This is a genomic window from Roseateles sp. GW821-FHT09H10 (assembly GCF_059415865.1).
Genome location: NZ_JBWKOB010000006.1, coordinates 447,033 through 457,567, shown reverse-complemented (window position 1 = coordinate 457,567; position 10,535 = coordinate 447,033). Strand labels below are relative to the sequence as shown.

Annotated in this window: 11 protein-coding genes; 4 read left to right on the top strand and 7 right to left on the bottom strand. The window is 70.6% G+C overall.

The annotated features are described in order from the left end of the window. Window positions 1–205 precede the first annotated feature (205 nt). Window positions 206–823, top strand: coding sequence for a hypothetical protein (locus AC07OY_RS25970; RefSeq protein ID WP_495045487.1), 618 nt, complete (start codon window positions 206–208; stop codon window positions 821–823). A 7-nt stretch (window positions 824–830) separates the two neighbouring features. On the opposite strand, the gene AC07OY_RS25965 is transcribed toward AC07OY_RS25970, so the two are convergent. The 5 genes from AC07OY_RS25965 to AC07OY_RS25945 all read right to left on the bottom strand — a co-directional run bounded on the left by AC07OY_RS25965 (window position 831) and on the right by AC07OY_RS25945 (window position 6,092). Continuing rightward, window positions 831–2,132 (bottom strand): outer membrane protein assembly factor BamB family protein, encoded by a 1,302-nt coding sequence (locus AC07OY_RS25965; protein WP_495045486.1) that lies wholly within the window; start codon window positions 2,130–2,132, stop codon window positions 831–833. Further along, entirely contained in the window at window positions 2,129–2,854 is a 726-nt protein-coding gene (locus tag AC07OY_RS25960) for a hypothetical protein (RefSeq protein ID WP_495045485.1), read from the bottom strand. Before AC07OY_RS25960 ends, AC07OY_RS25965 begins: the two co-directional genes overlap by 4 nt. A 59-nt stretch (window positions 2,855–2,913) precedes the next feature. Continuing rightward, complete coding sequence (locus tag AC07OY_RS25955) at window positions 2,914–3,498, bottom strand: DUF4337 domain-containing protein (RefSeq protein ID WP_495045484.1); 585 nt, start codon at window positions 3,496–3,498, stop codon at window positions 2,914–2,916. 97 nt (window positions 3,499–3,595) lie between these two features. Further along, window positions 3,596–4,756 carry a GGDEF domain-containing protein gene (locus AC07OY_RS25950; protein ID WP_495045483.1) on the bottom strand — a complete coding sequence of 387 codons (1,161 nt, stop codon included), beginning with the start codon at window positions 4,754–4,756 and terminating at the stop codon, window positions 3,596–3,598. A gap of 142 nt (window positions 4,757–4,898) precedes the next feature. After that, a complete protein-coding gene (locus AC07OY_RS25945; protein ID WP_495045482.1) occupies window positions 4,899–6,092 on the bottom strand; it encodes a GGDEF domain-containing protein in 1,194 nt (397 codons plus the stop codon). A gap of 51 nt (window positions 6,093–6,143) precedes the next feature. Between AC07OY_RS25945 and AC07OY_RS25940 the strand changes: the two genes are divergently transcribed. Next, the gene (locus tag AC07OY_RS25940) at window positions 6,144–6,890 is read left to right on the top strand and encodes an SDR family oxidoreductase (protein ID WP_495045481.1); all 747 of its coding nucleotides are present in this window, start codon (window positions 6,144–6,146) and stop codon (window positions 6,888–6,890) included. On the opposite strand, the gene AC07OY_RS25935 is transcribed toward AC07OY_RS25940, so the two are convergent. Beyond that, window positions 6,887–7,780, bottom strand: a complete 894-nt coding sequence (locus tag AC07OY_RS25935) for a septal ring lytic transglycosylase RlpA family protein (protein WP_495045480.1) — start codon at window positions 7,778–7,780, stop codon at window positions 6,887–6,889. The genes AC07OY_RS25940 and AC07OY_RS25935 overlap by 4 nt on opposite strands. On the opposite strand from AC07OY_RS25935, the gene AC07OY_RS25930 reads away from it, so the two are divergent. Together AC07OY_RS25930 and nadC are read left to right on the top strand one after the other, a co-directional pair. Continuing rightward, complete coding sequence (locus AC07OY_RS25930; RefSeq protein ID WP_495045479.1) at window positions 7,779–8,477, top strand: fumarylacetoacetate hydrolase family protein; 699 nt, start codon at window positions 7,779–7,781, stop codon at window positions 8,475–8,477. The two genes, AC07OY_RS25935 and AC07OY_RS25930, sit on opposite strands and share 2 nt — an antisense overlap. Before the next feature lie 5 nt (window positions 8,478–8,482). Beyond that, a complete protein-coding gene (nadC, locus tag AC07OY_RS25925) occupies window positions 8,483–9,349 on the top strand; it encodes a carboxylating nicotinate-nucleotide diphosphorylase (RefSeq protein ID WP_495045478.1) in 867 nt (288 codons plus the stop codon). A 55-nt stretch (window positions 9,350–9,404) separates the two neighbouring features. Here nadC and AC07OY_RS25920 read toward each other — a convergent pair whose 3' ends face one another. Next, the gene (locus tag AC07OY_RS25920; RefSeq protein ID WP_495045477.1) at window positions 9,405–10,502 is read right to left on the bottom strand and encodes a PEP-CTERM sorting domain-containing protein; all 1,098 of its coding nucleotides are present in this window, start codon (window positions 10,500–10,502) and stop codon (window positions 9,405–9,407) included. Window positions 10,503–10,535 lie beyond the last annotated feature (33 nt).

The window sequence follows — 10,535 nt, the reverse complement described above, 5'->3', positions numbered from 1 at the left end:
CGCGCTGAGCGTGATTGCAAAGGCCGGCGAGGGGCACTCTCGCCGGCCTTTTTCTTTGCTTGTGGCGTTTGCCGCGCCTGCTGGCGTCGATTGGCGATACCCCGCAAAGCCTTCACCCGACACGATCCCGTCTTCCCACAATCAGCTCGCGCATCGGACCCCTGGCAGCGGTTTGCCGCGGGCCGGACGCGAGGAGGAAGACGATATGGATCGACGAAGGATGCTGGGTCTGGCGGCCGGTCTGCCGCTGGCGGGGCTGTCGGGTTGCATCACCACGCAGATGCATCGGGAGGCGAGCTACTCCGAGAAGCTCCAGGGCGTGCTGATCTCGGCCGACAAGCGATCCCTGGTGGTGGTGGGCGGGCGCTACCACTATGTCTTTGACGCGCCGACCCAGGTGGCGGCGGCCTTGGACCCCTTGCTGCAGCCGGCGATCGCAGCGGCAAACTTCCAGGGCTTTCGGGTCAGCGCCGACAACCGCATCCAGGGCCGGCTCGTCCTGCAGATGCGGCACGATGTCAGCCCGGCCCAGTTGCAGGCCGCCCGGTGGGCCGGCTTTCAAGACCGGGGTGGCCAGCTCGTTGGCGAAGTCTTGATGACGGGCCAGAGATACGCGGTACGCAACGAGATGCCCCTGCCCCTGCAGAAGCTGAACCGGGACTACTACGTCCACATCAGCGAGGAAACCTCGGACGCCGAGAAGGTGCTGAAGGCCGCCGCGACGCCGGTCACGGTCGCCGCGGACGGCGTGCTGTTCATCGGGGCCGTCGTGCTGTCACCCCTGTGGCTGCCGCTGCTGCTCGTCAGCCTCGGCAGGCCCTAGCCATCGCTCATTCCAGCGCGTACATGCGGCCGTCGGCGCTGCCGATGTAGACCACGCCGGCGACCACCAGCGGCGTCGAGAAGAAGGAGCCCACGCCCTGCTGGCGCTCGGCGCCTATGGCCATGGCGTCGTGCCAGCCCGAGGGGTAGAGCAGGCTGCCGTTGAAGCGCTTGTCGGCCGTCAGCGCCCAGCCCCGGTTGGCGCGCGAGGCCTCGGTCTGGAACTCCCACAGCAGGGCGCCGCTGGCCTTGTCGCGCGCCTGCAGCACGCCGTTGAGCACGCCCAGCAGCACGACGTCGCCGGCAATGGTGGGCGAGCCGAACACATAGGCCTGCACGCCATGCTCGCGCACCAGCTGGCCGGTGCTGGCGTCCAGCACCTTGTAGAGGGACGAGTCCGACGTCGCGACATGGACCTGGCCGGCGCTGACCGCCGGCGAGCTGTTGACCCAGCTGCCATTGGTGGCGTGCTTCCAGAGTTCGCGGCCGGTGGCGGCATCCAGCGCATAGACATGGCTGTCGCGGCAGCCGCTGTAGACCACGCCGCCCACCACGGCCGGCGAGGACTGGAAGCCCTGCTGGTTGAACATCAGCGGGTCGACACCGGCCTGGAAGGCCCAGGCCTGGGCGCCGGTCCTGGCGTCCAGCGCATAGAGCTTGCCGTCCCAGCTGCCCACGTAGATGCGCCCGCCCGCGTAGGCCGGCGAGGCATGCACGACGTCGCCGCTGCGGTGCTTCCACAGCAGGGCGCCGCTGGCCGCGTCCAGCGCATAGACGTGGCCGTCGCTGCTGCCGAAATAGACCCGGCCATCGGCCACCACGGGGCTGGACAGATAGACGTCGTAGGGATCGGCGAAGGTCTGGCCGCGCGGCCGCATGCCGTTCAGGCCGCGCGCCTCGAAGCGGCGCTCGCCCTCGGTGGCGAACTTCCACAGCACTTCACCGGTGGCGGCATGGGCCGCGTACAGGCGGCCGTCGAAGCTCAGCGCATAGACGCGGCCGCCGGCCACGGCCGGCGTGGAGGCCACCGGCCCGTCGGTCGCCAGCATCCAGCGTTGCCGTCCGGTGGCGGCGTCCACGCTGTAGAGGTGGCCGTCGTCGCTGCCGAACAGCACGGCGCCCTCATGCCAGACCGGCGAGGACACGATGCGCTGCCCGGTCGGGAAGCTCCACTTGACCCGCTTGAACTGGCGCGGCGCCTGGGCCTGCAGCACGCCGCTGTGGGCGGCGTCGCCGCGGTACATGCCCTGGGCGGCGGCGGGCAAGGCGGTGAAGGCCGTGAGGCCGAGCAGCAGATGGCGGCGCTTCATGGCGTGGCTCCCGGCGCCGCCTGGCGCAGCACGATGGCGGCCTCGAAAGGCCCCTGCACGACCTGACCCTCGATGCGGCCTGCCTGGTAGCGGCCCTCGATGCGGTAGTTGGCCGTGCTGGCCTTCAGGGTCAGGAACTCGCGGCCCTGGGCCACATGGTCGATGACGAGTTCGGTGCGCCGCCGGCCCACCACGACCAGCTGGCCGCTGCCCAGGCCCGCCGGGTCGTTGGCCAGCGTCAGCGTCACCTCGCGCGGGTAGCCGCCGAGCTCGTAGCGCCCCACCCAGCGCCCGAGCAGGGCGGCCGAGAGGGCGGTGTGGGCCACGGGCAAGTCGACCTGGGCGCTGCCGGCGCGCTGCAGCCGCAGCGGCGCGCTCAGGCCGCCCAGTGTGAATTCACCCGCCAAGGAACCGTCGGCCTGCCAGCGCAGGCTGACCTGCGGGGCCCTGTCGGCGGGGCCGGCAAAGGCGGCGCCCAGGCTGAAGCTCAGGCCGGCCTCGCTGCTGGCCATGGCCTGCAGCGGCGCCCCCTTGACGCCGCGCCCCGGCAGGATGACCGAACCCTGCAGCCCGCCCGAAGCCGTGCGCGACAGGTCGACCACCAGGAGCAGGGGCGCGCCGGGGATCTCGGCCGCGCCTTCCCAGCGCCCGCCGGGATCGGGGGCGGCCTGGGCGGCCGTCGTCAACAAGGCCGCGGCCAGCGGCAAGGCGATGCTTTTCAAGCGGTGCTCCATCCGTCAGGATGGCGCACCTTAGTCAGCGTCGGACCGGGCGCCAGACGTCATGCCAGCAGCTGGAACAGCATGTTGGGGTGGATGGCCAGGTTCATCAGCCCGGCCAGGCCCATCACCACGCCGCCGACGGTCGGCACCATGGAGACGAAGAAAAGCGACCACCGGTGCGTCAGCGCCGTCACGGCGAGCATGGCGATGGCGATGGCCAGCAGCGCGTCCGACAGGTCGAACTGGTCGTCGCGCTTGTTCAGCATCTTGTAGGTCTGCTCCGCCGTCTCGGCCTGCGCGCGCAGCTCGTCGCGCTTCTTCAGCTGGTCGGCCTGCTTGGCGCGGTAGCCGGCGATGGCCTTGTCGTAGTCGGCCGCCTGGGCCACCGGTGCGCCGGCCTTGGCCAGCTCGAGCTGGGTGGCGGCCTGCTCGGCGACGTCGGCGCGGATGGTGCGGGCCTGGTAGTAGGCCCAGTAGTCGAGCTTGTCGACCTGGGCCTGCTGCATGGTCTGGACGATGTTGTCGTCCTTGACCTTGCAGATGCCCAGGAAGGTGGCCAGTACGGCCACCATCACGGCGACGACGGCATTCAGCTTGTCCTCGCTGGCTTCCTTGGCGGCGGCGGTGTCTTGAGCTTCGGTCATGGCGGGGCTTGGCACTGTTGCGGTCTGCCCGCTGTGTGACAACTGGCCGCGTAGAGTTCCCGGGCATCGCCGTCCCCTCGGGGGAGGGGTGCCCAGGCTAGGCTTGCACGACGTTGCGTCCCTGGTTCTTGGCCCGGTAGAGGGCGGCATCGGCGCGCGCCAGCACGGTGTCGACGCCCGCATCGTCGCGCTCGGCCTCGGCGATGCCGAAACTGGCGCTGAGCGGCCAGTCCTGCTCCAGCCAGCGCAGCGGCGCCTCGTCCACCAGCATGCGCATGCGCTCGGCGACCAGGGCGGCGCCGGCGATGTCGGTGTCGGGCAGCAGCACGCAGAACTCCTCGCCGCCCAGGCGGCCGAAGCGGTCGACCTCGCGCACGCAGGGCTGCAGCTCGCTGACCATCTGGCGCAGGGCCGCGTCGCCGGCGGCGTGTCCCAGCGTGTCGTTGAGCTGCTTGAAGCGGTCCATGTCGATCATGACCAGGGCATAGCCGCGGCCGCGCTTGAGCCAGGCATGGGCCTGCTCCAGGGACTGGTCGAAGGCGCGGCGGTTCAGGGTGTCGGTCAGCGGGTCGCGCTCGAGCAGGCGCTCGATGCGGTTGATGAGGCGCATCAGCACCAGGAAGGCCAGCGTCGCGTTCTGCAGCAGGGCCAGCACCAGGGCCGTCCACAGGAAGAGGATGTTGAAGTCCGTGGGCACGCGCAGGTCGGGCGTGCGGCCGGGGTTGGTGAAGGTCTCGAGGCCGCGCGCCGCCATCAGGGCCGCGATGAGGAAGAGGGGCAGGGCCAGTGGCGCCGGCGTGCGGCGCCCGGTCGCCTGGCGGCCGAGGCCGCGCCAGGCCATCAGGCCGGCGGCCAGCGTCAGGCCGGCGCCCGCGAAGTTGACGATGCGGGCCTGCCAGTGCAGATCGCCCTCATAGGGCCGGGCCAGCAGCAGCAGGGCGGCGAGGGCCACGACGAGGGCGCCGGGCTTCCAGACCAGCTCGCGCGTCGTGATGCCGGGCACGGCGGCGCCGAGCAGGGCAAAGGAGGTGATGGCCAGCACGTCGCCCGGCCAATAGGTGAAGGCGTCGGGCAGCGCGCCGCGCAGCGCATGCAGGGTCAGCGACGCCGCCGCCGCCGCATTGGCGCCGGCCATGGCCAGCGAGGCCCGCGGCGCGATGCGCGCGACCAGGGCGAGCGAGGTCCAGACCAGGGTCGCGACGCACGCGATGAGGATGATGGCGGCCAGCAGGGTCTGGGTCTGGGCGGCCGTGATCATGGGCGCCCCCTGCGCGCTGCGCGCTGCCTGGCCGACAGAGCGGCCAGGCGTTCACCAGGCAGGCAATGCCCGCAGGGGCATTGCCAGTCCGGGTTCACTCCCGCCAAGCGGGAGCGAGCCCCTTCGGGCGGCCGTGCGGGGCTCATGCGACGGCCATCCCTGCCAGGTCCGCCGCCACGCAGACACGGTTGCGGCCCTCGGCCTTGGCGCGGTAGAGCTCGGCGTCGGCGCGCGCCAGGCCGATCTCGCCCTGCGGGTCGCCGGCCACGGGCAGGGCCACGCCAAAGCTGGCCGACAGCGGCAGCTCGAGGCCCTTCCAGTGCAGAGGCTGGGCGGCCAGGCTGTCGCGCAGGCGTTCGGCCACGCTGGCGGCGGTGGCGAGGTCGGCCGGCCCGTTCAGCGGCAGCAGCGCGCAGAACTCCTCGCCGCCCAGGCGCCCGAGGCAGTCCACCTCGCGCAGGCCGGCCTGCCAGACGCGCACGCAATGCTGCAGGGCCGCATCGCCGGCCTGGTGGCCGTGCTGGTCGTTGATGCGCTTGAAATGGTCGATGTCGATCATGGCCAGCGCGAAGCCGCGGCCGCGCTGCAGCTGGGCCTGGGCCTCGATCAGGGCCTGCTCGAAGGCGCGGCGGTTCAGGGCGCCGGTCAGCGGGTCGCGGTAGGTCAGGTGCTGGATGCGCTTGATGAGGCGCCAGATCATCAACGCGATCAGGCTGAGGGTGATGGCGGCGGTGATGACGAACCACAGCACTGCGCGTGCCGGCGAGGGCAGGGCGCCGCTGAGGAAGTGCTCGGCCCAGCCGGGCACGGTCAGCAGCTCGAAGGCGTGGACGGCGCCCACGACGACCAGGGCCGCGAAGGGCAGGGCGGTGCAGACGGTGACGATGCGCGACAGCTGGCTGCCGATGCCGCGGACGACCTCGCGCACGGCCAGCATGCCCAGGGCGGTGGCGCTGAGCGTGCTGGCCAGCTGGGGCGCCAGGCCCGAGCCGCTGGCCAGGCCGAGCGTGATGCCGATGGCGCCGAGGCCGCCGATCCAGTTGATGTCGCGCGGGCGATGGCGGCTGCGCAGCATGCGCCGCAGGGCCATCAGCAGCAGCACCATCGCGGCCAGCAGGCCGAACTCGGGGATGGCCTGTTGCGCAAGATCGGGCCAGCCGGCCAGGCAGTCGCCGCAGCTCTGGGAGGCGATGCGCACCAGGTGCGCCGCCGCCATCAGCCGGCCGGCGCGCGGCGCGATCCGGAAGGCCTGGGCGAGCGTCAGCCAGGCCAGTGCCGCCATCAGATTGAAGAGGGCACTGACCTTGAGGACCGTCGGGACGTCGAGGAAATCCATGCAGCAGGGGGTGGGGCCACGCATCTTCTCCGACCCGCCACAATCGCGGCCATGTCGGCTTGGGTATTGATCACCGGAGGATCGCGTGGCATCGGCGCGGCGACGGCTTTGCGTTGCGCCGAGGCCGGCTGGGACGTGGCCATCAACTACGCGCAGGATAGCGTCGCCGCCGAAGCGCTGGCGGCCAGATTGCACGGACTCGGTCGCCGCGTGCTGACGCTGAAGGCGGACGTGTCAGACGAAGCCCAGGTGGCATCCATGTTCGCGCAGCTGGATGCCGCGGGCGGCCGGCTGGCGGGCCTGGTCAACAACGCCGGCATCGTCGCGCCGGCCGCGCGCCTGGAGGCCATGACGCCCGAGCGCTGGCGCCGCCTCTTCGACGTCAACGTGATGGGCACGCTGCTGTGCTGCCAGCAGGCCGCGCGGCGCATGAGCACCCGGCATGGCGGCGCGGGGGGCGCCATCGTCAACCTCAGCTCGCGCGCGGCCGAGTTCGGCTCGGCCGGCATCTATGTGGACTACGCCGCCACCAAGGGCGCCGTCGACACGCTGACCAAGGGCCTGGGCCGCGAGCTCATCGCCGAGGGCATCCGCGTCAACGGCGTGCGGCCCGGCATCATCGAGACCGACATCCACGCCACCAGCGGCATGCTGGAACGCGCGCAGGCTCAGGTGAAGGACATCCCCATCCAGCGCATGGGCCGCGCCGAGGAAATCGCCGAGGCCGTCGTCTGGCTGCTCAGCGATGCATCCAGCTACACGGTGGGCACCTTGTTGGACGTGGCGGGCGGGCGCTAACGTTTCTCCACCACGCTGGCCTCGATGCCAGCTTCGTCTCGCAGCCTGGCCGCCGTCGCGCGCGCCTCGTCGGCGCTCGGGAAGGGGCCGGCGCGCAGCCGGTGCATGCCGCCTTCGCGCACCACGGTCAGCAGGGGCAGCAGGGTCAGGTCGGCCTCGGCGATGCGCTGGCGCAGGCCTTCTGCGCCGTCCAGCCTGGCGAAGGCGCCGAACTGCAGCCAGGCGCTGCCGGGCTTGCCGGCAACGACTGCCGTGGTGTCGCGCTGCGGGCCGCCGGGCGGCGTGTCGGGCACGAAGACGGGCGGCGTCTCATCGGCCGGCTTCTGGAAGCTGCCGGCCCGGATCTCGGCATAGGTGATGCGCCTGACCTCCACCGGCGCCACGCCGCGCAGCACGTCGAGCTTGAGGGCGGCCGTGTAGCTGAGGTCGACGATGCGTCCCTTGTGGAAGGGGCCGCGGTCGTTGATGCGCACGATGACCTCGCGGCCGTTGGCCGGGTTGCGAATGCGCGCATAGCTGGGGATGGGCAGGGTCGGGTGGGCCGCCGTCATCGCATACATGTTGTAGACCTCGCCGCTGGCCGTCGGCCGGCCGTGGAACTTGCGGCCATACCAGGAGGCCAGGCCGCGCTCGGCGTAGCTGACGTCGCCCTTCAGCGGCTCGTAGCGTTCGCCCAGCACCTCATAGGGCTTGTTGGGCCCGCCGATGCGGATGGGCTCCAGCCGCGGTACGGCGTCGGGCACGCGGGTCAGCTCGGCCGGCGGATTGGGCTGGGGGCCGTCGCGATCGGCCGGCGCCGGGGACTGCGTGGCGCAGCCGCCCAGCAGGGCCAGCACCAGGGCCAGCCCAGTATGCTGCGCGCTGTACTTCCATTGGCCAAGCCTTGCCATGAGCAATTTCGTCTTTCCTCCGGCCGAGATTCCCAGTGCCGCCGTGCGTGGCACGGAGGCTCGTTACGCGGTGCGCCGCATCTTCTGCGTCGGCCGCAACTATGCCGATCATGCCCGCGAGATGGGCGCCGACCCGACGCGCGAGCCGCCCTTCTATTTCACCAAGCCCGCCACGGCGCTGACGCCCTCGGGCGCGACGGTCCCGTATCCGACTGAAACCAGGAACTACCACTACGAGATGGAGCTGGTGCTGGCCATCGGCGCGCCGGTCTTCAAGGTCTCGCCCGAGGCGGCCATCGCCGCCATCTGGGGCTATGCCACGGGCCTGGACATGACGCGCCGCGACCTGCAGGCCGCGGCCAAGGCGGCCGGCAAGCCCTGGGACACGGCCAAGGGCTTCGACCAGTCGGCCATCCTCGGCGACATCGTGCGCAGGAGCGAACTGGGCACGCTGGACAAGGGCGCCATCACGCTGGCGGTCAATGGTGTGGAGAAGCAGCGCGGCGACCTGGCCGACATGATCTGGAACCAGGCCGAGATCGTCTCCAACCTGTCGCATCTCTATCACCTGCATCCCGGCGACCTGATCTACACGGGCACGCCCGCCGGCGTCGGCGCCGTGGTGCCGGGCGATGTGCTGACGGGCCGCATCGAGGGCCTGGGCGAGATCCAGCTGACGGTCGGCCCGGCGGAGTAAGCGCAATGTTCTCGACCGAAGAGACCGTGGCCCAGGCGCGCTCGCGCAACATCCAGGAAGCCATTGCCGAGGACATCGGCAAATGCGACTGGACGGCCCTGCTGGTGCCCGCCGGCCGGCGCGTGGCGGCCCAGGTGCGCGTGCGCGAAGCGGCGGTGCTGTGCGGCCGCGACTGGTTCGACGGCGTGTTCGCCGCGCTGGACAAGACGGCGCGCATCGAATGGCTGGTGGACGAGGGCGCGCTGACCGTGGCGGACAGCATCGTCTGCCGCATCGAGGCCGATGGCCGCGCGCTGCTGAGCGCCGAGCGGCCGGCGCTGAACTTCCTGCAGCTGCTGTCGGGCACGGCGACGATCACGCGAGCCCATGTAGACGCGGTGGCCGGCGCCAGCCCGAACGCCAAGGGCTGCGCCATCCTGGACACCCGCAAGACCATCCCCGGCCTGCGCCTAGCGCAGAAGTACGCGGTGCGCGTCGGTGGCGGGCAGAACCAGCGCCTGGCCCTGTATGCCGGCATCCTCATCAAGGAAAACCACATCGCCGCGGCCGGTGGCGTGGGCGCGGCGCTGCGTGCGGCCCAGGCGCTGAAGTCGGGCGTGGACATCCAGATCGAGGTCGAGACGATTGCCCAACTGCACGAGGCCCTGGATGCCGGTGCCGTCAGCGTGCTGCTGGACAACTTCAGCGAGGCGCAGATGCGCGAGGCCGTGGCCGTCAACGGCGGCCGCGCGCTGCTGGAGGTGTCGGGCGGCGTGGCGCTCGATCAATTGCGTTGGATCGCCGCCACCGGCGTCGATCGCATCTCCATCGGCCGCCTGACCAAGGATGTGCGGGCGGTGGATTATTCGATGCGGGTGCTTGGGCCGGTCTGAGCCAGGCAAGGAAAACGGCGCCCGCGGGCGCCGTTTCTCGGTCGGTTTCGCCGGCTCAGTGCTGGCGGCGACCACGCAGCAGTCCGAGCAGGGCCAGGCCGGCGAGGCCGAGCGTGCCGGGTTCCGGCACGCGGTGCACTTCTTCGCCGGCGATGAGGAAGATGTCGCCAAAGCCGCCGGTGTCGCAGGGGCCGATCGAGCCGCCGTTGGCCAGAGCCGGGCCCGCACCCCTCACGCCGTTGTTGAAGCAGCCCATCCAGACCTGCACTGACATGGTGTCATAGCCCTGGCTCTGCAGCGCCTCCAGGTCCATCGACGGGATGTAGTTGATGAACTCGACCTCGTTGGAGGCCTGGTTGGTGTTGACAAGCTGGCCGCCGTTCGGGCAGCTGGAGCCGTTGGGCGAGGGATAGGACACCGTGGCGTTGACGACGCAGACCGCGCCCACCGTCAGCGCGAAATCCGCCGCGCCGGGCGTCGTGACGGCGCTGCCGTCGAAGCTCTTGCCCGAGTTGTGCAGCGACGGATCCTTGAAGATGTTGTTGGGATCCAGGGCCTGGGTCTCGAAGTACTTGTTGCCCAGATTGCCGTCGGTATCGCGGATGGTCACCAGCGCCCAGATCGGGATGCTCGAGATGTCGTTCTGCGGATTGTTGAAGTCGAAGGCGATGGCCATGCGGTGATAGGCACCACCGAAGGTCAGCTTCTGGTTGAGGGCGCCGATGCTGGTGTCCCAGCTGTAGGGCGTGTCGCCGGCCAGGCCGCCGTTGTTGGTCGGGTCGTTGCCGTCGCCGGTGAAGAAGTACTTCTTGTTGCCGCCGTTGTTCGTCGAGAAGCCGTCTTCCGACGGATTGAGCTGGTCGCCGTTGTTGAGGATATTGCCGCCGTTGGCCGTCACGACAATGGTGTCGAGCAGTGCCCCCTGGCTCGCGGCGAAGCTGTAGGGGCCGGTGAAGCCGGCAAAGCCTCGTGAGGCCAGGTTGTCCAGCACCTTGGTGGAGCAGGACACCATGTTGCCGAAAGTGGCGCAGGCGGCGTTGGGTGATGGATAGGTCGGCGCGTAGACCGGCAGCGGTGCTGCACTGGCCAGGCCGGCCGGGAGGAGCAGGGCCAGAAGCCACTGCGGATGGATGCCCCAGGACGTCTTTTTCATATGTCACCTCTGACGCGAAATCTCGGATTCGCC

What these genes read in the sequence shown, in the direction of transcription:
- AC07OY_RS25945 (WP_495045482.1), bottom strand. Translation starts at nt 6,092, where the DNA reads ATGGATTTCCTCGACGTCCCGACGGTCCTCAAGGTCAGTGCCCTCTTC.
- AC07OY_RS25935 (WP_495045480.1), bottom strand. Translation starts at nt 7,780, where the DNA reads ATGGCAAGGCTTGGCCAATGGAAGTACAGCGCGCAGCATACTGGGCTG.
- AC07OY_RS25955 (WP_495045484.1), bottom strand. Translation starts at nt 3,498, where the DNA reads ATGACCGAAGCTCAAGACACCGCCGCCGCCAAGGAAGCCAGCGAGGAC.
- AC07OY_RS25940 (WP_495045481.1), top strand. Translation starts at nt 6,144, where the DNA reads ATGTCGGCTTGGGTATTGATCACCGGAGGATCGCGTGGCATCGGCGCG.
- AC07OY_RS25970 (WP_495045487.1), top strand. Translation starts at nt 206, where the DNA reads ATGGATCGACGAAGGATGCTGGGTCTGGCGGCCGGTCTGCCGCTGGCG.
- AC07OY_RS25930 (WP_495045479.1), top strand. Translation starts at nt 7,779, where the DNA reads ATGAGCAATTTCGTCTTTCCTCCGGCCGAGATTCCCAGTGCCGCCGTG.
- nadC (WP_495045478.1), top strand. Translation starts at nt 8,483, where the DNA reads ATGTTCTCGACCGAAGAGACCGTGGCCCAGGCGCGCTCGCGCAACATC.
- AC07OY_RS25965 (WP_495045486.1), bottom strand. Translation starts at nt 2,132, where the DNA reads ATGAAGCGCCGCCATCTGCTGCTCGGCCTCACGGCCTTCACCGCCTTG.
- AC07OY_RS25920 (WP_495045477.1), bottom strand. Translation starts at nt 10,502, where the DNA reads ATGAAAAAGACGTCCTGGGGCATCCATCCGCAGTGGCTTCTGGCCCTG.
- AC07OY_RS25950 (WP_495045483.1), bottom strand. Translation starts at nt 4,756, where the DNA reads ATGATCACGGCCGCCCAGACCCAGACCCTGCTGGCCGCCATCATCCTC.